Source organism: Pedobacter westerhofensis, assembly GCF_900182595.1.
In the GTDB taxonomy this organism is placed as follows: Bacteria; Bacteroidota; Bacteroidia; order Sphingobacteriales; family Sphingobacteriaceae; genus Pedobacter; species Pedobacter westerhofensis.
Map to the genome: position 1 here is coordinate 43,797 of NZ_FXTN01000004.1, position 24,916 is coordinate 68,712.

17 protein-coding genes are annotated in these 24,916 nt (G+C 46.2%); 12 read left to right on the plus strand and 5 right to left on the minus strand.

The features are described 5' to 3' along the window. Positions 1-45: 45 nt before the first annotated feature. From FN831_RS08235 to FN831_RS08260, 6 genes are read left to right on the plus strand one after another with little or no spacing between them, the layout of a single operon-like run. On the plus strand, positions 46-1,473 hold the full coding sequence (locus tag FN831_RS08235) for a TolC family protein (RefSeq protein WP_246101430.1): 1,428 nt from the start codon (positions 46-48) through the stop codon (positions 1,471-1,473). A 10-nt stretch (positions 1,474-1,483) separates the two neighbouring features. After that, positions 1,484-2,149, plus strand: coding sequence for an ABC transporter ATP-binding protein (locus FN831_RS08240; protein ID WP_142527750.1), 666 nt, complete (start codon positions 1,484-1,486; stop codon positions 2,147-2,149). Positions 2,150-2,161: 12 nt separating this feature from the next. Continuing rightward, entirely contained in the window at positions 2,162-3,403 is a 1,242-nt protein-coding gene (locus tag FN831_RS08245; RefSeq protein ID WP_142527751.1) for an ABC transporter permease, read from the plus strand. 11 nt (positions 3,404-3,414) lie between these two features. Beyond that, positions 3,415-4,590 carry an ABC transporter permease gene (locus FN831_RS08250; RefSeq protein WP_142527752.1) on the plus strand — a complete coding sequence of 392 codons (1,176 nt, stop codon included), beginning with the start codon at positions 3,415-3,417 and terminating at the stop codon, positions 4,588-4,590. 29 nt (positions 4,591-4,619) lie between these two features. After that, a complete protein-coding gene (locus FN831_RS08255; protein WP_142527753.1) occupies positions 4,620-5,993 on the plus strand; it encodes a sigma-54-dependent transcriptional regulator in 1,374 nt (457 codons plus the stop codon). Then, a complete protein-coding gene (locus FN831_RS08260) occupies positions 5,977-7,290 on the plus strand; it encodes a sensor histidine kinase (protein ID WP_142527754.1) in 1,314 nt (437 codons plus the stop codon). Before FN831_RS08255 ends, FN831_RS08260 begins: the two co-directional genes overlap by 17 nt. Positions 7,291-7,625: 335 nt before the next feature. Here FN831_RS08260 and FN831_RS08265 read toward each other — a convergent pair whose 3' ends face one another. The 3 genes from FN831_RS08265 to FN831_RS08275 form a co-directional block, all read right to left on the minus strand. After that, positions 7,626-8,198: an outer membrane beta-barrel protein gene (locus FN831_RS08265; RefSeq protein WP_142527755.1), complete on the minus strand. Its 573-nt coding sequence runs from the start codon at positions 8,196-8,198 to the stop codon at positions 7,626-7,628. Between the two features lie 457 nt (positions 8,199-8,655). Continuing rightward, positions 8,656-9,543, minus strand: a complete 888-nt coding sequence (locus FN831_RS08270; protein WP_142527756.1) for a helix-turn-helix domain-containing protein — start codon at positions 9,541-9,543, stop codon at positions 8,656-8,658. 113 nt (positions 9,544-9,656) lie between these two features. Continuing rightward, positions 9,657-11,006 carry a peptidoglycan DD-metalloendopeptidase family protein gene (locus FN831_RS08275; protein WP_142527757.1) on the minus strand — a complete coding sequence of 450 codons (1,350 nt, stop codon included), beginning with the start codon at positions 11,004-11,006 and terminating at the stop codon, positions 9,657-9,659. Between the two features lie 453 nt (positions 11,007-11,459). Between FN831_RS08275 and FN831_RS08280 the strand changes: the two genes are divergently transcribed. The 6 genes from FN831_RS08280 to FN831_RS08305 all read left to right on the plus strand — a co-directional run bounded on the left by FN831_RS08280 (position 11,460) and on the right by FN831_RS08305 (position 23,069). Next, the gene (locus FN831_RS08280; RefSeq protein ID WP_142527758.1) at positions 11,460-12,011 is read left to right on the plus strand and encodes an RNA polymerase sigma factor; all 552 of its coding nucleotides are present in this window, start codon (positions 11,460-11,462) and stop codon (positions 12,009-12,011) included. A gap of 338 nt (positions 12,012-12,349) precedes the next feature. Continuing rightward, positions 12,350-15,631: a SusC/RagA family TonB-linked outer membrane protein gene (locus FN831_RS08285; RefSeq protein WP_185960423.1), complete on the plus strand. Its 3,282-nt coding sequence runs from the start codon at positions 12,350-12,352 to the stop codon at positions 15,629-15,631. Between the two features lie 23 nt (positions 15,632-15,654). After that, entirely contained in the window at positions 15,655-17,094 is a 1,440-nt protein-coding gene (locus tag FN831_RS08290; protein ID WP_142527759.1) for a RagB/SusD family nutrient uptake outer membrane protein, read from the plus strand. A gap of 17 nt (positions 17,095-17,111) precedes the next feature. Continuing rightward, complete coding sequence (locus FN831_RS08295) at positions 17,112-19,682, plus strand: zinc-dependent metalloprotease (protein ID WP_142527760.1); 2,571 nt, start codon at positions 17,112-17,114, stop codon at positions 19,680-19,682. 82 nt (positions 19,683-19,764) lie between these two features. Then, positions 19,765-21,411, plus strand: a complete 1,647-nt coding sequence (locus FN831_RS08300; RefSeq protein WP_142527761.1) for an amidohydrolase — start codon at positions 19,765-19,767, stop codon at positions 21,409-21,411. A gap of 35 nt (positions 21,412-21,446) precedes the next feature. Continuing rightward, positions 21,447-23,069 (plus strand): peptidase dimerization domain-containing protein, encoded by a 1,623-nt coding sequence (locus tag FN831_RS08305; RefSeq protein WP_142527762.1) that lies wholly within the window; start codon positions 21,447-21,449, stop codon positions 23,067-23,069. Positions 23,070-23,161: 92 nt separating this feature from the next. Here the strand turns inward: FN831_RS08305 and FN831_RS08310 are convergent, their stop codons facing one another. Next, a complete protein-coding gene (locus tag FN831_RS08310; protein WP_142527763.1) occupies positions 23,162-23,401 on the minus strand; it encodes a hypothetical protein in 240 nt (79 codons plus the stop codon). Continuing rightward, entirely contained in the window at positions 23,376-24,893 is a 1,518-nt protein-coding gene (locus FN831_RS08315; RefSeq protein ID WP_142527764.1) for a S8 family serine peptidase, read from the minus strand. Before FN831_RS08315 ends, FN831_RS08310 begins: the two co-directional genes overlap by 26 nt. Positions 24,894-24,916 lie beyond the last annotated feature (23 nt).

The following is a 24,916-nucleotide window of genomic DNA, read 5'->3' on the forward strand; positions in this document are numbered from 1 at the left end:
GATATGAAAATCAGTATGCTTATATACCTTATTTTCCCAGCGCTAATGTTTAACCGCTTTGCGCTGCAGGCACAGGATACGCTCAGTTTAAGTTTAAGGCAGGTGGTAGCAATGGCCAAAGATAAATCTATTGCCTCCAGGCAGGCTTCCACCCTGAGGGAAACGCATTACTGGGAATACATGACATACAAGTCAAATTACCAGCCTCAGCTATCACTAACCGGAACGCTGCCTGGGTACACCAAGTCTTTTATACAGGTGCTGCAGCCCAACGGAACCATAGACTTTCAGCCGGTTCATAACAATAATTCTTCACTGGAGCTTGCCTTTAGCCAGCAGATTTTTCAAACCGGAGGTACCATTTCAGGTTCTACTTCCCTGCAGCGGTTTGACGACTTTGACCGGAATGTCACCATATACAATGGTGCCCCTTACGGCCTTGGCTACATTCAGCCGCTTTTTCAGTTTAATGCACTCAAATGGGACCGCAGGATTGAACCGCTGAAGTATAACGAAAGCCAGCAGGCCTATATCGAGTCGATGGAAGAAATTGCAATGGCTGCCAGCGGATATTTTTTTGACCTGCTGCTCGCGCAGGTAGATCTGCAGATTGCCGCCACCAATCTAAAGAATACGCAAAGCATCATGAAGATCGCCAACCTGAAGTTCGGGATGGGCAAAGTCACAAAAAATGAGATCCTGCAACTGCAGCTGGAGGAACTTAAAGTGCAGAAAGCAGCAGGCGTTGCCCACCGCGATATGGAACTGGCTACCTATAACCTCAAAGCTTATACAGGTTTGCAAAGCAGTGATCAGATCCGGCTGCTGATGCCGCAGGCCACAATCGGGATGAAAATAGAAACAGAAAAAGCCCTGGCAGAAGCCTTTCAAAACCGCTCTGATGCTATTGCTTTTGGACGGAGGCTGGAAGAAGCAAAACGCGATGTTGCCAAAGCCAAAGGTGATAACGGATTGAATGCCAGCCTGAATTCCAGGCTGGGCTTCTCTAAAAGCGGAACGCGGTTAGGGCAGGTATACCAGTCGCCCAAAGACCAGCAAGTCCTGGAGCTTACACTTGCCATCCCGATCCTCGACTGGGGAAGGCAAAAGGCCAGGAGGAAAACTGCAATGGCCAACCAGCAGTTTACCCAGTATTCGGTAGAACAGGATAAACAAAATTTTATCCAGAAGATCATTACAGAAGTAAATTTGCTCGACATGATGAAGGGACAGCTGCTGCTGACTGCAAAGGCAGAACAGATTGCCGCAGAAAAATACCAGATCGCCAAAGAACGCTATGTTTTAGGTAATTTGAGCATCACTGACCTGAGCATTGCTTTCCAGGAAAATGACCAGGCCAAACGTGACCATATCAATTCCCTGCGTGACTTCTGGGGAGCCTACTATGAACTGAGGTACCTGTCACTGTACGACTTTGAAACTGATCAGAAAATCATTTATAATAAAATGTAAAACCTAAACTATGATACAATTGAACAACATTGAAAAAGTTTATCGTACAGATACCATAGAAACACAGGCACTGAATAATATCAGCCTTCATGTGCAGAAAGGTGAATTCCTGTCGATCATGGGCCCTTCCGGCTGCGGTAAAAGCACCCTGCTAAATCTGATGGGCTTGCTGGACGTCCCCTCCAAAGGGGATATACTGATCGATCAGCAGGTTACGCAGAACATGGCAGATACTAAAATGGCCCGGTTCCGAAACAGTAGGATCGGTTTCATTTTTCAGAGCTACCACCTGATCAATGATTTACAGGTACTGGATAATGTAGAGCTTCCGCTACTCTATAGAAAGTCGACTGCTAAAGAACGCCGGGAATTAGCCACCGAGGCCCTGGTAAAAGTAGGGCTGGGCAACCGTATCAAACATTTCCCTACCCAGTTATCCGGAGGCCAGCGGCAGCGTGTGGCGATCGCCAGGGCCATTGTGGGGCGCCCGCAGATCATCCTCGCGGATGAGCCTACCGGGAACCTTGACAGTGCCATGGGCGATGAAATCATGAACATTCTGCTGGATCTCAATAAAACTGATGGCACTACGATCGTGATGGTTACCCATGATGCGAACATGGCGGAGCGTACCCACCGGCTGGTCCGTTTATTTGATGGTTCACAAGTACAATAAAATCCTGCAGATATGCTTAAGAATTACTTTAAAATTGCCATTGCTGTATTAAAGAGGCGAAAGTTCTTTACTTTCATCAGCCTCTTCGGCATCAGTTTTACGCTCACGATCCTCATTGTGCTTACAGCTTTCGTCGATCACCTGTTTAGTCCCTCTTATCCGGACCCCAACAGAGACCGCGAGCTGTTTGTAAACCGCATCAGGCTGGAAGCCTCTAAAAAAAACGGGATGTCGATGAGCCCGCTGAGTTTCTATTTTTTTGACCACTATGTTGCTGCGCTCAAAACACCTTCAAAGATTGCCGTGTATACCAACGGGGAGATGAGCAACGGTTATAAGGACAACAGGAAGATCGTGGTAGAGCTTAAATATACCAATCAGGTTTTCTGGGATGTTTACCAGTTTCAGTTTCTTGAGGGTAAGCCTTTTACCGGCGGGCAACTGGAGAACCGTGACAAGGTGGTGGTCATTTCTGCCGCTACGAGGGCTAAATATTTTGGTGAGGAAGCGCAGGCCCTGGGAAAGTACATTGAAGCCAACAATACACAATACAGGGTAGTGGGGGTGGTAAAACCGGTACCTTTTCTGAATAACTTCTGCTATGCCGATCTTTATTTGCCTTATACCCTTGTGCAGGATAACCTAAAGGATCAATCACTGCAGGGAAGGTTCTGTGCAACCATTCAGGTCAGTTCCAGCCGCGACCTGCCGGCGTTGAAAAAGGAATTTGCCGGGATGATCAGCAAACTGCCCCGGTCTGATGAAAGTTATGACCTGATTTATTGTTATCCCGATGAATATCTGGAGGTGCTTACGCGGGGCTTGCTGGGTCAGGGCAAAGACAAATCCACAGGGAAGGCCTTCCTGATTTTTGGTAGTTTCCTGCTGCTTTTTATGCTGCTCCCTACCATCAACCTGGTCAATATTAATCTCAGCCGGATCATGGAAAGATCCTCCGAAATCGGTGTAAGAAAAGCCTTTGGAGCCTCGGCCAGAACGCTTACCTATCAGTTCATTGTAGAAAACCTGATTCTCACGCTCTTTGGTGGTTTACTCGGGCTGATATTCTCCCTTGTTGTGCTACATGTGCTCAATGCCAGTGATCTTTCCCCAAACATGGAACTGAAAATCAATCCCGTTGTATTATTTTATAGTTTGCTTGCCTGTCTTGTTTTTGGCTTGTTATCCGGGGTTTATCCCGCATGGCGGATGTCTAAAATTAATGTGGTTACAGCACTGAAGGCCAATAATTAAATAAAGAGTTTATGATCAAGCACCTGTTTAAATTAATCTGGAACAAAAAAAAGGAAAACTTCCTGCTGATTTCCGAAATCCTGATCTCCTTCCTGGTGATATTTGCTGTCTTCAGCTCCATCACCTATAATTACCTGAATTACAGAGAGCCGGCGGGTTTTAAATACGATGATGTCTGGATGGCAGATTTGGGGAGCCCTGTACAGGGTGAAAATAAAGACTCTGTAATGCTGGTTTTTGCGAACCTCAAAAATGCACTGAAAGGCATGCCGAAAGTCAGGGATGTAAGTTTGAGCTCAAATAATGTTCCTTTTTCCAGCAGCATGATGGGATCAGGCGTAGAATACGGTCATGTAAACATACAAAGCGATATGTACCGGGTGGATAAAGATTTTGCAAAAGTGCTGCAGATGAAAATGCAGTCGGGTAGGTGGTTTAACGAGACGGACAGGAACCCGGTTTATCTACCTGTAGTTTTAAATGCAGCTGCTGCCATGGCACTAACCGGTTCTGCAAATGCTGTTGGAAAGCTGGTAAAAATGGAACATCAAACGCTGCGGGTAATCGGTGTGGCCGACAACCTCAAAGACAAGAGCGACTTTAAAACAACCTCTCCCGGTATTTACACATTAATTGACACCAGTTCCATCAGGGGCATCAATACGATGCTGATCAAAGTTTCGGCAAATGCTGATGCACGGTTTGAAGATCAGATGTACCGTTTAATTGCCGGTACCACCAGGGCCCATAATCTTCAGGTGGCCCATCTCTCCGAAATGCGGACAAAGAAAAACAAGGAAATTATAGTGCCTATGGTCATTCTGCTGATCATTTCAGGCTTCCTGATCTTCAATGTAGCCCTGGGCCTGTTCGGTGTGCTCTGGTATAATATCAGCAAACGCAGGTCTGAAATCGGTCTGAGAAGGGCACTTGGCGCCACCGCGGCTGGTGTATCCGGTCAGTTGCTCGGCGAGGCCCTGGTGCTGGCTACATTTTCGCTGATCATCGGGTCTTTTTTCGCGGTACAGTTTCCTTTGCTGCATGTTTATGATCTTCCGGCGGGAGTTTATATGATCGCGCTGTTGCTTTCTGTTCTTTTTATTTACCTGCTGGTGATCGTTTGTGCGCTATATCCCGGAAAACAGGCAGCAGCAATTCATCCGGCAGTTGCATTACATGAAGATTAACGATATTTTTATAGCAAAGACTTAAATAGATGATCCTGATTATTGATGACGATTTAGCCGTACGTGCTTCCCTGCTGCTGTTGCTCGGGCAAAAGAATTATGCGTCAACCGCTGTAGGCAGTTCTGCTGAGGCAATGGTGTCCCTTGCAGGGGGAAAGATCTCACTGGTGATCCTCGACCTGAACTTCTCCCTGGAAACCAGCGGCAGAGAGGGGATGCAGCTGTTAACGCAGATCAGGAAAAAAGATCCTGCACTGCCAGTGATCCTGATTACAGGATGGGCAACCATTGAGCTGGCGGTAGAGGGGATGAAACTCGGTGCGAGCGACTTTATCAATAAACCCTGGGACAATACACATTTTTTACAATCAGTTAAAACCCTCCTCGGTTTGCAGCAGCCAAAAGTCGCTCAGCCCAGCAGAAAACAATTGGATAAACTATATGATTTCAGGTCCATCATTGCTGAGGACAAGCAGATGCTGGAACTGCTGGAGATTGCCGGGAGGGTAGCAGAAACTGATGCCCCGGTGCTGATCACTGGTGAAAGCGGTACAGGCAAGGAGCTGATCGCAGAGGCCATCCACCACAACAGCCTGCGCCGGAACCGCCCCTTTGTAAAGGTAAACCTTGGCGGTATCTCTGCCTCCTTATTTGAGAGCGAGATGTTTGGCCATGTCAGGGGTGCCTTTACGGATGCCCGGACTGACCGCATGGGGCGCTTTGAACTGGCCAGCAAAGGCACGATATTTCTGGACGAGATTGGCGACCTCGATGCGGGCAGCCAGGTAAAGTTGCTGCGGGTGCTGCAGGACAGGACATTTGAGGTGCTCGGCAGCAGCCGCAGCAAAACGGCAGATATCAGGGTGATCTGTGCTACCAATAAAAATCTTGCAGATATGGTGGCCAAAGGTACTTTCAGGGAAGATCTGCTGTACCGCATCAACCTGATCACTTTGAAACTGCCGCCCCTGCGCGACCGAAAAGGAGATATACCCCTGCTTGTCAACTTTATGACGGGCAATTTAAAAGCGCTCTATAACCGCCCTTTGCTTAGTGTCAGCCAGGAGGCGATGAAATGGCTGCAGCAGCTTCCGCTCCCCGGAAATATCAGGCAGCTCAAAAACATTGTAGAAAGAACCGTTCTTGTTAGCAAAAATCAGCAGCTTGGCGTACAGGATTTCAATTCCCAGCTCGAAGCTTCAGTCTCCAGGCAAACAGACACCCAGTTGCCTGAGGTTGGAACACTTACGCTGGAAGAAACCGAGATCCTGATGATCAGGAGGGCACTGCAGTTTCACCATAACAGGATCAGCAAAGCAGCTGTAGCTTTAGGATTAACCCGGAGTGCCCTGTACCGGAGGCTCGACAAATACCAAATTCCCTACGATGAAACTTCAGACTAAATACCTGCTTTTTGTAGTTACAATCCATCTCGCTGCGCTGGTGATGAGCTATTTTATTTTCCGCGAAAATAAGATCTGGTTTTTGCTGGCAGAACTGGTTATTTTTGGTTCGGTACTCATCTCCTGGCAACTGTTCAACCAGATGATCAGGCCGCTCAGGATGCTTGTGCAAGGGGCAAAAGCCATTAGCGACATGGATTTTACGGTGAAGCTGGTAGAAACTGGTATGCTGGAGATGGACCAGCTTATCTTGGTCTACAATCAAATGATAGAGGCATTGCGGAAAGAGCGCACCAAACAGCAGCAGCAACATTTTTTTCTGGAGAAACTCATTTTAAATTCCCCGGTAGGCATAATCATCCTGGATCATGACAAGCGCATCCAGCAGGTAAATCCCTCAGCCAAAGCAATGCTCCGCACGATCAGTCCGGAAGGCTGGCTATTATGGGATATTGATCATCCACTTTTTAACGAAGTGCACACCATGCTCAAAGAACGCCGGGATACGGCTACGCTCCATGGCTCAAAAACTTACAAGATCCAGGTCTCAGAATTTATTGATCTCGGCTTTCCCAGACATTTTGTCCTGGTGCAGGAGCTAACCGCAGAACTGCTGGAAGCGGAAAAAACGGCTTACGGAAAGGCAATCAGAATGATGGCCCACGAAGTGAACAACACAATCGGACCGGTGAATTCCATCCTGCAGTCTGCACATTCCATCCTGCAGTCTGCAAATTCCGTTTATGCGGAAGATGCTTTACCAGGGAATCTTGGTCCGGCGCTGTCGGTAGCGATGGACCGTAACAATAATCTGAATAAATTTATGCGCAACCTGGCGGATGTAGTGCGTTTGCCGGAGCCGAATAAAGCAATGATAGATGTTCACAACCTCATGCTCAGTATCGCTGCCTTGTTCGCTGAAACTGCCAGTCAAAAAGGAATTGAGTTTGGTTATGATCTGTATGATGGTCCCTTACATATTTTTGCTGATCAGCTATTAATGGAGCAGGTGCTGATCAATATCGTAAAGAATTCAATCGAAGCAATAACCTGTGTTCAGGGCGGAAAGGTCACTTTTATTACACGCATTTCGCCACATAAGATTGTGGTTAGTGATAATGGCATTGGGATCAATCCGGAGATTGCGGCGCGCTTATTTACGCCATTTTTTAGTACTAAGGCAGACGGGCAGGGAATAGGTTTAACGCTGATTAAAGATGTGCTGGTGAAGCATGGTTTTCAGTTTAACATAGGGGAGGGAGAAACGGGGGAAACGGAGTTTACCATTGTCGCATAAACATCAGGATCTGTCCCGGAGGATATCATATGCTGAAACGCATCATAAAAACTGACAAGTACACATGTACAGCAATAGCAGGAATTCGCGCAAATTCCTGCTATTGCTGTACATGTGTACTTGTTCTGTATAGGTAGTGTTCGTCCACTGGTCGTATACTGCTTTGTATTAAAACGACCCTGAATCCCCATCAGAACGGGGCTGGAACCGGGTTCGAACGCCTGACAGAAGATCTAACCCGGTTCTAACCCCGTTCCAATACAAACCAGTACACGAACAGTATACGACCCGTATACGGTCCCCACACAGGCACTATACGGCCAGTATGCTAACACTTATAGTCCGAAGGAGTACGCTACCCTCAATCCCAGCAATCCGTTGCTGCTGCCGCCGTCATAAAATTTACTGGTGTTTTCATATTTGAAACCTACATCCAGGCTGTTCCTGTTGCCAACATTAAATAAATAACCGATCTGCGGAGCATAGGCAAATGTAGTGGATTTGCTGAATCCTGCATCAGATTTGTTGGTCACAAAGGTAGCACCGGCTTCACCCTGTACATAAAAGTTTTTCACAGGGAAGTATTTCAAACCTGCCTTTACCGGGATCAACTGCAGGTCTGGCCCTGTATTACTGTTGTCTGCAAATACATTGTTAAAGCCCGCATTAACGGTGTAGTAAAACTGATCCTGTATGATTGGAAAATCTGCCTGCACAGATCCGCCAATACTCCATTTGTAGGCATTGGAGAAATTGCCAACCGGCAATCCTGCGTCTGCGCCCACACTTAACCGGATACCTGATCCGTATGTTACTGTTTTTGGTTCTGATTCCTGTGCGTTTGCACTGATGGCGAAAAATGCTAAAAATGAAAGAGCTAATACACTGCGTTTAATTGAATTTTTCATGATTAATTTATTGTTTGTTTTCTTTTGAAGCTGCAGGAGCCGGTGTCTTTTCTTCAGCCTGACTTATGCAGCATTCATGGTGTGATTATATATTGAGTATTACTGAAGTTTATCTGTAAATGATATTGATTATCCTGAATATTCCGAAATAGACCGGTAATAATTTTCCTTTAATGTTTTGTAAATTTTCTGACCTCATCTTCTTAAATGTTTTGAACTGACAAGTCAAAGGTATGCGGGAGGTGAAAGCATATCAATACCAATAAATCGGTTAGAAAGACCAATTTTTCCGGTTTTATGATTGTTGCATCATAAGAATGTCAGAGTGGGATGAAGCTGTTTCAATATTGCTTCATTATTGTTGATGACTGTCCCTGTCTGGCCAGAGGTACGAGCGCAAAGCTGTCTGTTACACCATTAGTCAATAAGATCAATTAGGCTAATCTGAAGGGCTTAACTACAAGCCGTTTTTGAATTGCGAGGGATTGAGGCCGGCAGATTTTTTAAAGAAGCGGCTAAAGTGAGAGCTGTTATCAAACTTAAGCTGATCGGCAATTTCCTTCACGCTCAATGAAGATGAAGATAAAAGATACTGCGCTTCAAGAAAGATCCTATTATGAATAATCTGCAGGGCATTTTGCCCGGTTTCATTTTTAACGATTTCGGTCAGATGTTTCGCAGAAACGAACATCAGGCTGGCATACTCCTGCACCGTTTTCAGGGTTAAGAATTTTTCCTGTACGAGTTTTTTAAACTGGTTGACCAGCTGATATTGCCTGCTGAGGTGTCGTGTCGAATTCATCAGGCATTTTTCACATGCACGGTTCATTTCATACAGCAGCTCCATCACCATCAGCCGGATCATGGATTGCTGAAAAGCGTTCTCAACCTGGCTCTCATGCCTGATCCTCTCATATAATGCCCGGATAGCAATAAAGTGCTGCTCTGTAATACCATAGATCGGCGGATAGTCGGGATTGAGTTCCAGCAGGTTGTCAACCGTATTTTCCTTAAAAAAATCATTGGTCAGGAATTCCTTGCGAAATACCAGCCTGTAAATTAACAGGTCCTCAGATGCCTCTGCGCTGGAATGGATATAGGCAGGTGATATCAGATGGATAGAGTGGGGGTACACATCAAACACGAAAGGGCCGATTGTTTTTTTATAGCTGCCACGCAGGCACAACACCAGCTCGTACTCGCCGCTCTTTACCGGAACGTGATAAGTATGGATCGTGTTTTCAAATCGTATATCGAAACCTCCAGTTACAGCTGGAACTGCAGCAGTTAAAGCTAAATCCTTGATTTTATTGAGGGAGAAAGGAAGAGGTATTGTCTGCTCCATGCCGAATTGTTCGCTGCAAAAGTAAAACAATTCCCAGGGGTTGTAGGGGCTGCGCCGCGTTTTAATCCAGAAATGATACTAACATGGCATAACAGAGATGCTAACCTGGCAGTTTACTGCCTGATCCATCCTGTTGCATCGCTTTCATTTTTGACCAACTGATAATTCCCGTAATTGCCGAGCACTTCAACAGTGCTGCCTTCTTTAAGCGCAAGCTTACGGCAGGATAACAAACTATCCGGACGGTCCAGCAATTCCTGCTGTGCCGGTCCTATTTTTATCCTTTTTAGAGGCTTCGCAATTCCCGAAAGTTCCTTACTTTGAATAAATCCGGGCTCACCGTCAGGCAATTTTACCCTGTACCAGCCGGCATTAGCGGCAGTGACCGTCATCACAGTCCCGGGTTTTAAAGTTAACATGCTGCGCGACCCGCTTACTGTGGAGTTAAATATTCCAGCCTTTCCTGTGGTACGCATAGTCGCATTCAGGTTGTTGACTGAAGCGCTGATTTTGACAGCGGGTTTAACCGCAGTGTTCACAAAGGCCATGGGATCTATTGCCCCATCAGAAGTGTAAACCCCAAAATGGAGATGTGGCAATGTTGTTCTGGCATTGCCGGTGTTGCCAATAAGGCCAATTTTATCCCCTTCGGCAACAGATTGCCCTTCCGTGGCAATCTGCTGATCCAGATGCGCATAATATAAGGTGTAATCTTTATCCTTAGGGCGCAGCCATACCACTTTTCCTCCAAGGTTATTTTCATTCACTCTGATAATTGTGCCTGCTGCGGCAGCTATTGCGGGTGTGCGAAAGGTAGCGAAGATATCTATTCCCTCATGCTTTCTGGAATTTTTATCCCTTCCGTCGCCGAAAATACTCTGTATGTGGCTGCTGTTAGAAGATTTTACCGGAAATCCCAAAGAGGGACCTGCTGTAATATCCAACGTATACTGCCCGCCCCTCAGCAGCTCCGGCTGCAGCCGGATCAGAATTGTGCCGCTCGTTCTGGCTTCAAATACCAGGGTACTGCTGATTGTGTCTCCTGATGCAAGCAGCTTCACTTGTCCGTTTTCAGGCTGCTCCCATACATCTGTATAGATCATAAACTGGTCGAGCGGTTTTTTGGAAAGCTCAATACTGATTTTTTGTCCGCGCGCCACACTGAACCGGTATGCGGCGGCAGATACGGCGTCTGCCGGGAAATAACCACTTTCCCGGTAAGGTATAGTGATGGTTAAGGCTTTCTGCAGCACGGATAATGAGGACACAATCCAGGCAGAACCCATACTGGTCTTGTCGAGCCCTGCTGTGACAAGCTTACGCTGGTACTGTTCATGTGGGGAAGCAGGTTTAAAGAGATTAACCTGTCCTGATTTGCAGGAGAAAAGTATCGCTGCTATAGCCAGGAGGTAAAATATATGTAGAATTAATCTACCCCCTTTATCTGATATTGTTGTCTTCATCTTCTTGTATTCCGTGTATTAACAATAACAATCTGTTGAAGTTTTGAAATATTAATCCCGTATGGCATGGAAAAATGTCCGAAGGTATTGGGGGTAATGACACAGTATCAGATATTCATGTAATTTTTATGTTTCAAGCTAATGAATAAGATGTTTTAGGTAAACTGGTGCTATTTGTTTAAATATTTCAATAAATGCTCTTATTTATTTTATATATCATAGATAATGCACCGTTTATTGCGGTATAATTGTAGTATTTATAATGAATCAGACAATAATTATGGTTAATTATCAATTATTCTTAATATAAATTGATAATTATTGTTCAAAATGTAATATAACATTCAAAAAATAATTAAAAATTCAATATATTTAGGTTTTGACAGCAATAATTCTATAAACGGCTGTTGATTTCGGATTATTGTTCAGGATAGATATTGTTTTTTACAAGTTATGGCGAAAGTTGACGATAAGGCACTGGTTTCTCTGTTACATGATGGGCTCAATGAAGGATTTGATAGCCTTTACTGGAAATATCATCAGCTTATTTATATGAATGTGTATAAGTTTGTGAAAAATAAGGAAGAATCGCAGGACATTTTGCAGGACGTCTTTGCTACATTGTGGGAGAGCCGTCAAAATATCAGTCAGGAACAGTCCGTAAGCGGATGGCTCTTTGTCATTAGCTTTAACAAGTCCGTTAATCATGTGAAAAAGAAAATCCGCCATTCCGCTGCCCAGGATAAAGTCATCTCCCTGTACCATGCCAACTATGATGATAAGGATGATTCACTTGATGAACATTACCAGATTCTGCATTCAGCAATCCGTGAACTGTCGCCTCAAAAACAAAAAGTATTTACATTATGTAAACTCGAAGGCAAGAGCTACGAAGAAGCGGCCCGGCAGCTGAATATCTCCAGACATACTGTAAAAGAATATCTGTCATTAGCAATGTATGCTGTAAAAGATGCGTTTAAGGCAGCAGAACCGGTATTTTTTTAGATCTAAATATTTAATGCTTGAAAAAGAAGCTTTTAACAAATTATACGTTTTATCATCCCCCCGTTTCATTAACGTATATGTATTTAAAGGAAGAATTCAGTACTAAAACACAATAACCAGAATATCAGACAACACCTGTCAAAACAAACCTTAACAACCTAAACCAAAAACCAAAATGAAGAAATGCCCTGAAAGAGAATGAAAATTACTTCCAGTCCGGATAAATCCAGACCGGAAGGTGATTAAAATGTAAAGCATCGAATGTTGTAAACTACCGGGCGTCGGAACCTGAATGGTAGCATTACACAAAAATTACTAAACACTTAAGCGACAAAATTATGAAAAAATCTCTACTTTATAATAGAGTGAAAAATTATGCGTTGAGGTGCTCAAAAGTTGGTACGTTAACATCTCTAACCGTTTGTTTATTAGTTACTAATGCCTCTGCAAATGAGGGAGCCACCAGAAATTCTTCTTCCAAAAAATCAGCGCTGAAAACCTTCAGTTTAAAGGCGGCAATACGGATTTCAGGAGTAGTAACAGACGAAAACGGTGAAACACTTCCGGGTGTATCTGTAAAAGTAAAGGGCAGCAGCTCAGCCACGGTTACAGACAGCAATGGTAAGTTTACAATCACCGTGCCAAATGATCAGGCCACCCTTGTCTTTGGCTATATAGGCTACACGTCAAAGGAAGTTCCTGTTGGTAATAAAACCTCTTTAAAGATCAGCCTGCAGCCTGATGCTAAAACGTTAAATGATGTTGTAGTGGTGGGTTATGGTACACAAACCAAAGCAGAATTTACAGGTTCGGCATCAAAAGTTTCCGGCGAAAGCCTTAAAGACCTGCCGGTCCAAAGTTTTGACCAGGGACTTGCAGGTAAAGCAACTGGGGTAAGTATAGGACAGCCAAATGGTGTACTAAATAACGCCCCTGTAATCAGGATACGCGGTATCAACTCGATCTCCCTGAGTTCATATCCCTTAATTGTGGTAGATGGTATTCCAATCAATACCGGCAACAGCTCCGGAAATGCGCAGGTAGCAAATAACCCGCTGGGGGATATCAACCCTGCCGACATCGAATCGGTTAACGTATTAAAAGATGCAGCCTCTACCGCGATCTACGGGTCAAGGGCCGCTGCAGGAGTAATCCTGATTACCACTAAATCCGGTAAAAGCGGAAAGCCTAAAGTGAATTACGAAGGCTGGACTGGTATTACCAATGCGGTGCGTTTACCTGAACTGCTCAACGCAGAACAGTTTATGATGATCAAGAATGAAGCTACGCTCAATTCCAAGATCCTGTCCAACAATCAAAACAATGCTGCGGTTCCATCTGCGTCATTCTTCCCATCCTATAATGCAGATGGCTCGATGGTAGACACCAAATGGTTTGACGAAGTTTATCAGACCGGTGTTTCACAAAATCACAGTCTGAATGTTTCTGGCGGTTCAGAAACAACAAAATACTATTTCTCTACCAATTACAGTAAACAGGAGGGTATTATTAAAACCAATGAGTTTACACGTAAATCTGCTCGTTTTAATATTGACCATAAGCTCACCAGCTTTATCAAACTGACGGCCAACATCAACTACAACAACAGTTTAAACGCTTCGCCGCAAACAGGATCACTTGAAGGTAACGCCTTTGGTTTAACGGCAATTGGTCGACTGGCCACACTGTCGGCACCTAACGTTCCGGTGATGAACGCAGATGGCAGTTATAACCTCAGCACTACCAATACACTGGGCATGGGCGCCAATACGGTATCCAGTAACTTCTACAATCCTGCCGCACTGCTTGCCTACAATACTTATACTTCAGAAAATGACAGGATCATCGGCAACTTTGCTGTAGACGTGAACCTTGCAAAAGGGCTGACTTACAGGTTAAGTTATGGTGTAGACCGCCTGAGGATCGAGAATAAATCGTTTGAGAGCGCTATCCACGGACCGGGTTTTGCCAATGGCGGCCAGGCAACCAATAACAGTGTACTGATCGATAACTGGAACCTTACACATACCCTCAATTATGCCGCTAAAATGGGCGACAAAAATAACTTCAGTTTATTGGCAGGTTATGACGTTCAGAAATTCAGAAACACGATGTGGGGCGCGCAGCGTACAGGATTGTCTGATTCATTTTACGATACCTTTGAAGGTTCTTACCAGAACATCGTGCCCGGAACAACCAACAATTCCCGCAGTGAGAAAGCCTTCGCCTCGATCTTTGGAAGGGTAAGTTATGATTTTGACAAGAAATACTTCGCTACCATCAACTATCGCCGTGACGGTAACTCAGCACTGGGCACGGGCAAGAAATACGGTAACTTTGGCGGGGTATCAGGTGGCTGGGCCTTGTCTGGCGAGGATTTCTACAAGAATTCTCATTTGGCCGAAATCATGAACAGCGTAAAACTGCGTGCCAGCTGGGGCAGGGTAGGTAACGGAAACTTAGCCAATAACTATGGTTCCCTGTCATTATATACTTCAAGTTTATACGGAACAGTACCAACCTTTGCCTTTAATCAGGGTGGTAACCCAGATCTGGGATGGGAAACGAGCAAACAGACCAACGTTGGTGCAGACATCGGTTTCTTCAAAGACCGTGTAACGATCGATGTTACCTATTACAATAACAACGTGGACGGACTGATCCTCAACGTACCTCAGTCGCCCTCAAAAGGTATTCCCGGAAATGCAATCCTTCAGAACGTAGGTGCAATGTATAACCGTGGTTTAGAGTTTGGTATTACCGCACTGGTTTATCAGAAAGGAAACTTCTCCTGGAATACAAACTTTAACTATACACATAACAAAAACATGGTTACCGACCTGTTCGGTACCGGTGCTGAAATCGTAGGCGCAACGGCTACCTCTTCGGAAACCACCAACATCACACGCGTAGGTTACTCTGTAGGTAGTTTATATGGAGCGGTTACCAATGGCGTTAATCCTGCCAACGGACAAAGGATCTTTATCAATGCCGCAGGACAGCAGGTGCAGTACAGCCAGTCGATCCCTACAGGAGGAAGCCGCTGGACATATCTTGATGGTACTGCCGCCCCGGCCATCAGCGTTAAGGATTACAAGATCCTTGGAAATGCATTGCCTACATTCTATGGTGGTTTCAACAACACATTCAAATACAAAAGTTTTGACCTGGGCGTAAACTTTACCTATTCTGGTGGTAATTACATTCAGAACGGTACAAAAGCAACATGGCGCGATCAGCGTTTCTGGAACAACAGCACAGAAGTGTTAACACGCTGGACTACCCCCGGACAGGTAACTGATATTCCAAGGGTTGTGCTGGGAGATTTGCTGTCAAACGGTTCATCATTCCCGATCTCTGCCAACGTAGAGAAAGCTGATTTTATCCGTTTGCAGACTGCCTCGTTCGGATACAGGTTTAACCCTGCCATATTTGGTAAATCAGGTATTTCTTCACTCAGAATCTATACACAGGTATTCAATGCTTTCCTGATCACCAAATACTCAGGTCAGGATCCCGATATCTCTGTTAACGGAAACACAAATACTACCCCGGGCGTGGATAAGAACTCTGTACCACAGGGCAGGACATTTACTTTCGGTATGAACATAGGTTTCTAGTCTAATATTAAAATATACAAGCCATGAACAAGATCAACTTCAAATCATACATATTTAAACTCAGCTGTCTTACAGTTGGCCTCGGTACGGTTCTTCCAGCCTGCAAGGAGTCGGAATTATTAAATCCTATCCCCGAAACATCGGTTTCGGCAGACCTGGTATTCTCTACGCCTACAAGGGTGCTGGCCCAGGTAAACGGAATGTACAAGGCACTAAAAAGCGGCGATTTCCTTGGCGGGCGTAACCTGATGCTCAACGATATCAGGGGCGAGGAATTCCTCAACCGTCTGCAGAATATCTTTACAGGATACGATGCCTGGAACCATACCATCAACTCTGGTTCTGCCGATGCACTTTCTTCATGGAGCGCCGGCTATGCTGCGATCAACTCAGCAAATCTTGTGATTGACGGACTGGCGGTAAATACAACCGTGGTACCTGCGGCTACTTCCGTGCAATATGTTGCCGAAGCAAAATTTGTCAGGGCCCTTGCTTATTACTCGCTGATCACTTTATATGGGCAGCCTTATGTGAAAGATGCAGGTGCATCGCCCGGTATTCCGCTGCGTCTGAAAGGACAGATGTCTACCACAGACAATGATCTCGCACGAAGCACTGTTGCCCAGGTATATACGCAGATCCTGCAGGACCTGAACGATGCTGAGGTCGGACTGCCCTTAACTTACACAACCGCTGCACTGAATACCACCAGAGCGCACCGGAATACGGCTATTGCCTTAAAAACCCGGGTTTATTTAACCATGGGAATGAACGCAAACGTAATCACGGAAGCACAAAAAATCGTACCTGCATCCGCGCCATACGTAGCTGCTACAGGCGTGGCCAATACCATGCAGCCGAGTATCCTAACAATTTTTTCTGCGAATTATGTATCCAACGAGTCGATCTTCTCGCTGCCAATGGCCGCCCTTGATTTTGTATCGGGCCAGAATTCACTGGGGTACAACTACAATACCAACCAGGAATACAGTTTAAACCCGGCAGGGATTTATGGCAATGCTACATGGCCGGCAACTGATGCCAGAAAAACACTGGTAAAAACAAATACAAATGGAGCATTTCTTACCAAATACCAGAATTCACTGTTCCTGGATTATATTCCTATCCTTAGATATTCTGAAGTACTCCTGAACTACGCAGAAGCTGCGGCGAAAACGGGCAACCTGGCAAAAGGAACCGAATTACTGACCGCTGTCCGCAAACGTTCTGACGCCAGCTATACCTTCCCGGCAGCAGCGACTGCAACGCAGACGGCTCTGGTCAATACAATTCTTGTAGAAAGAAGAATAGAGTTTCTGGGTGAAGGTTTGCGTTCCAATGATCTGCTGAGAAACCTGCTGACGATACCCGCAAAAGGTACCTCGCCTTCGGTTACACCAAGCCAGACAGAATATATTTTCCCGATACCAAACGCAGAAATTTCTTCAAACAAAGCTTTATAGTTAAAAACCAATTACTGATGAAATTATATTGTACCATCGCATTAGGCTTAATTGCAGCAGGCAAGATGAGCTATGCACAGACTCAGGCTCCCGCAGGTATGGGCGCAGGTAAACAGGCCGATGCAAAACCTCAGGCGCCCTCCATGCAGAACCTGAAAAAGTTTGAGGGCTACTTTGATTTTTATTATGATGAAAAAAGCGGTAAGATCTATCTGGAGGTAGATAAACTGGATAAAGAGTTCCTGTACTTCAGATCGCTCTCCAATGGCGTAGGAAACGGCGGCCCCGAAAGGGGCCAGGCCTCTTCCGCCATTGCCAAGTTTGTAAAATCAGGCCCAAAAATCATGCTGGTAGAGCCGGTATATAACTACCGTGCCATCACTACCAATGCAGATGAGATCAAAGCGGTAGAGAACAACTTCGCCAAGTCGGTCATCTTTGCATTTGTTCCGGTATCCGCCGGCGGAGGCAAGTACCTGATCGATATGACACCTTTTATCATCCGCGACAGCCAGGGCATCACCTCGAGGCTTGGCGTATCAAGGGTAAGCGGCCCGGTAACGGTTCGGCCATCCGCCGCAGGAGCGGGCGCGAGCTACAGACTGGATGAAACACGTTCCGTAGTGTATATGGAAAACACAAAAAACTTTCCTAAAAACTCTGAATTTGAATCGATGCTCACGTTTACCGGCGGAAATCCAAACTCAGGCGGATATGAACGCGGCAATGACATCGCACCAGACCCGACAGCCATCACGATCAATATGCACCAGTCGTTCATTGAGCTGCCTGACAGTAACTATGCGCCGCGCAAGTTTGACGCACGTTCTGCATTTGGCCAGTTTGCCTATATGGACTTTTCTGCACCGATGACAGAGCCGATCATGAAAAGATTTATCCGCCGTCACCGTTTGCAGAAAAAAGATCCGAATGCCGCCATGAGCGAAGCGGTTAAACCGATTGTTTATTATGTAGACCGCGGTGCTCCGGAGCTGATCAAGAAAGCACTGATCGAAGGGGGTGCCTGGTGGAACCAGGCCTTTGAAGCCGCAGGCTTCAAAAATGCCTTCCAGATCATGGAACTTCCGGCGGGGGCAGACCCAATGGACATCCGTTACAATATGGTCAACTGGATTAACCGCTCGGGCAATCCGGCTCGTGCATTTTCTTCGGGTGCTTCTTTCCTTGACCCAAGGACAGGCGAGATCATCAAGGGAGTAGTTACCCTGGGCTCAGACCGCCACCGTCAGGATTACCTGATGGCAGAAGGACTGCTGCAGCCCTATTCCGCGGGAAAACCTGTTCCCAAAGAGATGCAGGAGATTGCGCTCTCCAGGATCAGGCAGCTTTCTGCACACGAAATTGGCCATACTTTAGGCTTCAACCACAATTTTGCAGCAAGCCCTAAAGACCGCGCGTCGGTAATGGATTATCCCTATCCAAAGTTCTCACTAAAGAAAGATGGTACCGTAGATCTTTCTGATGCCTATGCGAAAGGTATTGGCAGCTGGGATAAGCGGGCCGTAATGTGGGGCTATACAGAATTTAAAAAGGGAACAGATGAAAATGCTGCCCTGGAAAAGATCATGCACGAAACGCTCGACCAGGGATTTATCTTTATCCCTGATATCGGTGGAAATGCACACCCTACTTCCCACCAGTGGGATGATGGTGCCGATCCGATCGATCAGATGACCAACATCATGACCGTACGCCGTAAGGTACTGGATAATTTCTCTGAGAAATCAATTATCGATGGCGAACCGATGGCTACCATTGAAGAAGTACTGGTTCCTGCATATCTGCTGCACCGTTACCAGATCGAAGCGGTAGCGAAATCAATTGGCGGACTGTATTTTACGCATGCAATCAAAAACGACGGACAGGTGATCACACGTATGGTAGAGCCTAAGGAGCAATGGCGCGCATTTGAATCGCTCATGAGCACGGTGACGCCCGAAGCTCTGGCATTGCCGGAAAAACTGATCAAAATGATCCCGCCTCGTCCCTCAGGATATCCTGCCGGTGTAGAAACATTTAATAGGTATACAGGGCCAACGTTCGACCCGATTGCGGCGGCAGAATCTGCTGCCAGTACAACTATGGCCTATATGCTGGATGACGAAAGGGCAAGCCGCCTGATTGAGTACAATGCCAGGGACAGCAAATATCCGGGCTTTATTGATATCGCTGATAAACTGATCGATCAAACCTGGAATGCACCGGTAGCGGATGGTTATAAAGGCGAGCTGCAGACAGTAGTCAACAATCAGGTCGTTAAATACCTGCTGATGCTGGCCGCAAACAGCCGTACTTCAGAAGTGGTGCGGGGGCAGGCACTGTATGAAATCGAAAACCTCAAACAAATGCTCAGTTCTAAATTGTCCGCAGCACCTGCAAAACAAAAAGCCAATATTCTTTTTGCTTTGTCGCAGTTCGAAGCATTTAAATCCGATCCCAACAAATTCCAGCCGCCTGCGTCAACTGATATGCCGCCGGGAGCGCCAATCGGAATGCCTGGTATGGATTTCCTCCATGGCGGAGAGGTCAACAATTCTGGCTTCAGTGCCACCTTCGATAATCTATAAGATGCTTTTATAAAGGAGACCTGTGGCATAATGCTTTTCAAGGCAGTATGCTGCAGGTTTTATTACCGCTAAAATGATACATATGAACAGAAAAATACAATCCTCGTTTAAGAAGGTACTTTGTTTTGGCGCATCCTGTGTTTTAGGATTTGGGCTATTAGCTCCCGGAGAGGCAGCTGCCCAGACAATGGATGCAGCTAAAGTTGAAGCTCTGAAAACAGAGCTGATGAAAGAAATAGACAAGCAGCAGAAGCAGACCCAGGTCATGGTAGATATGGTGTATAGCTTTGGCGAACTGGGCTTTCAGGAATTTGAAACCTCAAAATACCTTACTGATATCTTACAAAAAAATGGATTTGCCGTAGAACATGGTATCTCTGGTATCCCTACGGCCTGGATGGCCAAATGGGGCTCGGGAAAACCGGTAATCGCCATTGGCAGCGACATTGATTGTATTCCAAAAGCTTCCCAGAAACCGGGTGTGGCCTATCATGACCCGCTGATTGACGGTGCCCCCGGGCATGGCGAAGGCCATAACTCTGGTATGCCGCTAAACATCACTGCGATGCTGGCATTAAAGAAGATCATGGAAAAGGAAAAGATCCAGGGAACACTGGTCTTATGGCCGGGCGTTGCCGAAGAGCAACTGGCTACCAAGGCATATTACGTCAGAGATGGCTATTTCAAAGATGTTGATGCCTGTATCTTCACGCACGTAGGTAACAACCTGAGCACTGGTTATGGCCCTATTGGTACCAGTGGAATGATCTCCGTAAAATTTAATTTTGAAGGAGAGGCTGCCCATTCTGCCGGCGCACCCTGGAAAGGCCGGAGTGCCCTGGATGCCGTTGAGCTGATGGATGCTGCCTGGAACCTGCACCGTGAACATATGCTGCCAAGCCAGCGTTCACACTATGTGATCACCGATGGGGGAGACCAGCCCAATGTTGTACCTTCAAAAGCTTCTGTATGGTACTACTTCCGCGAACAGGATTACCCAAAAGTGATGCAGATGTACAAGGATGGGATCAAGATGGCAGAAGCTGCGGCTTCGATGACCGATACCAAAATGACCTACGAAGTACTGGGTAGTGCCTGGCCGGGTTATATGAATAAATCGATAGCCGAAGCGATGTATAGCAATATCAAACAGGTAGGCTTACCCGCTTGGTCGGAAGCAGATAAACAACTGGCTTTAGCTACACAAAAAGAGCTGAACCCCAATGCACCGGAAATGGTGAAGGGACTGCCTACCAAAGTAGATACATTGCGCAGGCCGGTTCCCGGTGCCGCATGGAACGGCGGAGGCTCTGATGATATCGGCGATATCTCCTGGAATGTGCCTACAATCGTATTGGGTTACCCCTCCAATGTGTCTGGCCTGAAAGGGCACGACTGGGCAAGTGGCATTACGATGGCTACACCGATCGCCCACAAGGGAGCAACTGCAGGCGCGAAAGCAGAAGCCTTGACAGTGCTTGATATGCTGGTAAAACCGGAGATTATCAAGGAAGCATGGACGTATTTCAATGACGTGCAAACCAAGGATATCAAATACACACCGATGATCTCAAAAACTGATAAACCGGCGATCGGACTCAATAAAAAGATCATGGCCGAATTCCGTCCGGAGATGCAGAAAATGTATTACAATCCTAAGAAATACGATTCATATCTCGAACAACTGGGAATCAAATATCCAACGGTACGTACAGACGGTACTAAATAATCATCCTTACTGATATTATCCTACACCCATATAAAATGGAAACGAAAGAAAGATCTTATTTAAAACAAGCATTGATTTCCTGCAGTACAATGGCAGTCGCTGCTTTTTGTGCGATGAACCCGCTGACCGCAAATGCACAGCTTGCACCGGCAAAACTGGAGGCGCTAAAAACCGAGCTGGGCAAAGAAATTGATAAACAGCAGAAAAACACCCAGGTGATGGTGGATATGGTTTTTAGTTTTGGCGAACTGGGCTTCCAGGAGTTTGAAACCTCAAAATACCTGACTGATATTTTAAAGAAAAATGGCTTTACCATAGAGCAGGGCATCGCAGGTATTCCTACCGCCTGGACAGCAAAATGGGGTTCGGGAAAACCTCTTATCGCCATTGGCAGCGATATTGACTGTATACCCAAAGCATCCCAGAAACCGGGAGTTGGCTATCATGACCCGATTATCGCCGGTGCTCCCGGACACGGCGAAGGCCATAACAGTGGAGAGCCTTTAAACATCACGGCAGTTCTTGCCCTGAAAAAAATCATGGAAAGAGAAAAGATTCCCGGAACGATAATGCTCTGGCCCGGTGTTGCCGAAGAACAGCTGGGCACAAAAGCTTACTACGTTCGTGACGGTTATTTCAAAGATGTTGATGCCTGTATTTTTACCCACGTGGCAAATAACCTTGCAACGAGTTATGGTGACAGTGGCGGTAACGGAATGATCTCGGTGAGATTTGACTTTGAGGGAGAATCAGCACATTCTGCAGGCGCGCCCTGGAAGGGTAAGAGTGCCCTGGATGCGGTAGAACTGATGGATCTGGGCTGGAACTATCACCGTGAGCATATGGAAACTACACAGCGTTCACATTATGTGATCACCGATGGGGGAGATCAGCCGAATGTGGTGCCTTCAAAATCTTCTGTCTGGTATTATTTCCGTGAAAGGTCATATCCAAAGATCATGCAGATGTATAAGGACGGGATTAAAATTGCCGAAGCAGCTGCTAAAATGACGGATACCAAAATGACTTATACAGTACTGGGCAGTGCCTGGCCAGGCCATTTTAACCAGCCTATGGCCGAAGCCATCTACCAGAATATCAAGTCTGTGGGACTGCCCGGCTGGTCGGCCGAAGATCAGGCACTGGCCCACGGTATTCAAAAAGAACTGAAGTCGCCCGAAGAAGGGCTGCCAACTACTTTAAGTGTTCTGGCAAAACCTTCTGCCTCTCTCTCCTCAGGCGGCGGAGGTTCTGACGATATCGCTGATATCTCATGGACGGTACCTACAATTGTACTGCGGTATCCCTCAAATATTCCCGGACTGCCAGGGCACAACTGGGCAAATGCCATCTCGATGGCCACGCCGATTGCGCATAAGGGCGTAACCGCAGGTGCAAAAGCTGAGGCGATGACATTGCTTGAACTTTTTACCAATCCGGAATTGCTGAAGAATGCCAAAACCTACTTTACAGATGTGCAGACAAAAGAAACAAAATACATCCCCCTTGTTTCCAAAACTGATAAACCTGCCATTGAGCTGAACAGGAAGATCATGGAAGAGTTCAGGCCTGCGATGAAGAAATACTATTACAATCCTGCAAAGTACAATACATACCTTGAGCAGCTGGGTATTAAGTATCCAACCGTAAGAAACTAAAGCATACGCAATTATCGATATCTCGTTGAAGATGCCCGGGAACCTGCCCGCCACGTTATTGTGATGCGGGCAGTTCCCATGGCTTAAAACCTTTATTTTTTTATTTTCTTTTGGGTTCCCGGAACACTGTAACTCTTCTCCGGATAGATAGTCCATTCTGTACCCAGGTCTGTCCGGACGCCTGCAAGGGAAGATTCATCCAGCTCCAATAAAGCGGTTCGCGGTAAGAGACTGCCATCCAGCACCCTTACCCCATGCGCATCTAACACGGCAGTCATTTTTTTGATGTCTGGCTCAGTACTTTCCTTATGTTTCAGAATGAAGTTCGTCATTGGTGTATAACATTCCCTTTCCTTCAAAGTTAGCACCAAATCCTAAAAGTTTTGTATAAATCGCAAGATATTTAACCATCTCATCCGCCCGGATCTGATTTCTGGGTAAATTGAGTATTTCTTCACTTCCAGAAAGTATCCTTGCGGCCATGCCTGTTGCGGCAGGGCAGGACATACTTGTTCCGTCCATTACAGCGTAGTGGTCACCAGGGTAAGTAGAGATAATCCCGACACCCGGGGCCGTGAGGTCTGTTTCTATTCCCTGGTTAGAAAAATCCGCAATAAAATTGGCCGGGTCTGTACCATAGGGTTCCTGAACAGAACCCGCTTGTACGCTGTTTTCAGGAAAAGTCCCCTTTCTGCCCATAGCAGATACGGCAAGTGCGAGGCTGTAGGCTGCCGGAAAACTCACAGGCCCCCTGTTATCATTACCGCTGGCGGCAAAACAAAGGATGCCGGCATTGTACGCTTCTTTGATATAGCTACTGATCGCTTCGTCATCCTGTGCTTCTCCCAAACTCATATTGATTAGATCGCAGTTATCTTTAATCGCCTGATCAATAGCTTTGATAATATCGAAATTGGAGGCACCCTGTCCTTTTGCAAAAACCCGGTAACTCATGATATCGGCACCTTCGGCTACGCCTTTTAGTTCCCCCGCGGCTGCAATGATCCCGGCAACATGGGTTCCATGCCCCTCATCATCAGTATAGTCGTTTTCATTTTCACCTCTCACCAGGTTTTTTCCGCCCAGGACGCTGAGGTCTTTATGCGGCCCGATACCGGTATCTATTATCCCTATTTTGATCTTGCGGGGCAGTGGCTGCCAGGCTGATGTCTGGTAAAAAAATCTCAGGGCATCCTGATAGCCGGCTGCAATGGGCTCAAGGGTAAAACTCATCTCGCTGCTGAGCGCTACATCCGTTTTAAATTGTCCCCAATAACTATGTCCCGGGTAAAGATATATCCGCTCGGCTACATTGCTGCTCAGTTTAAGGACCACCGTACCACTTGCATCAGTTACGCCGGATGCGCCCCTGCTTGCAGAATAATCACTAAAAAACACTGCGGTCACATCCGGAATTCCCTGCTGCTGCTGATCAAGGATCCTGAGTGTAACTGTGCTGAGCGCCTGCGGCTCTGTCAGGTGGATTTTGATGATCTCACGCGAAGCGATAGCCGGGTTATAGAATTTTTCAGGGATGATCCGTATGCCGGGATAGGAAAACCTGAAGCTGGCAAGCTCTTCGTTGCTGATGCTGATGAGTTTAGCTCCTTCAGTATCAATGGAATCCAGCACGGTTACGGTGATTTCATCGCTGGGCTGTGCTGGTCTTTTCCTTACGTTAAGGCTGAGCGCTGTAGGGGCTTCAGAGGACGACTGAAGCTGGGTGAAAAATTTTGCTACTTTAGGGGTGTCTTGTGGGTTTACACGGGTTTTTGATACAGGTAGCAGGATGTAATTTTCAGGGAACTTACGTTGCTTGTTCATGATGCTAAGATTTGAGAAATGCG

Bases quoted from the DNA above. Each gene is read 5' to 3' on its own strand.
- FN831_RS08235 (WP_246101430.1), top strand. From the start codon at position 46: ATGTTTAACCGCTTTGCGCTGCAGGCACAGGATACGCTCAGTTTAAGT.
- FN831_RS08240 (WP_142527750.1), top strand. From the start codon at position 1,484: ATGATACAATTGAACAACATTGAAAAAGTTTATCGTACAGATACCATA.
- FN831_RS08245 (WP_142527751.1), top strand. From the start codon at position 2,162: ATGCTTAAGAATTACTTTAAAATTGCCATTGCTGTATTAAAGAGGCGA.
- FN831_RS08250 (WP_142527752.1), top strand. From the start codon at position 3,415: ATGATCAAGCACCTGTTTAAATTAATCTGGAACAAAAAAAAGGAAAAC.
- FN831_RS08255 (WP_142527753.1), top strand. From the start codon at position 4,620: ATGATCCTGATTATTGATGACGATTTAGCCGTACGTGCTTCCCTGCTG.
- FN831_RS08260 (WP_142527754.1), top strand. From the start codon at position 5,977: ATGAAACTTCAGACTAAATACCTGCTTTTTGTAGTTACAATCCATCTC.
- FN831_RS08265 (WP_142527755.1), bottom strand. From the start codon at position 8,198: ATGAAAAATTCAATTAAACGCAGTGTATTAGCTCTTTCATTTTTAGCA.
- FN831_RS08270 (WP_142527756.1), bottom strand. From the start codon at position 9,543: ATGGAGCAGACAATACCTCTTCCTTTCTCCCTCAATAAAATCAAGGAT.
- FN831_RS08275 (WP_142527757.1), bottom strand. From the start codon at position 11,006: ATGAAGACAACAATATCAGATAAAGGGGGTAGATTAATTCTACATATA.
- FN831_RS08280 (WP_142527758.1), top strand. From the start codon at position 11,460: ATGGCGAAAGTTGACGATAAGGCACTGGTTTCTCTGTTACATGATGGG.
- FN831_RS08285 (WP_185960423.1), top strand. From the start codon at position 12,350: ATGAAAAAATCTCTACTTTATAATAGAGTGAAAAATTATGCGTTGAGG.
- FN831_RS08290 (WP_142527759.1), top strand. From the start codon at position 15,655: ATGAACAAGATCAACTTCAAATCATACATATTTAAACTCAGCTGTCTT.
- FN831_RS08295 (WP_142527760.1), top strand. From the start codon at position 17,112: ATGAAATTATATTGTACCATCGCATTAGGCTTAATTGCAGCAGGCAAG.
- FN831_RS08300 (WP_142527761.1), top strand. From the start codon at position 19,765: ATGAACAGAAAAATACAATCCTCGTTTAAGAAGGTACTTTGTTTTGGC.
- FN831_RS08305 (WP_142527762.1), top strand. From the start codon at position 21,447: ATGGAAACGAAAGAAAGATCTTATTTAAAACAAGCATTGATTTCCTGC.
- FN831_RS08310 (WP_142527763.1), bottom strand. From the start codon at position 23,401: ATGACGAACTTCATTCTGAAACATAAGGAAAGTACTGAGCCAGACATC.
- FN831_RS08315 (WP_142527764.1), bottom strand. From the start codon at position 24,893: ATGAACAAGCAACGTAAGTTCCCTGAAAATTACATCCTGCTACCTGTA.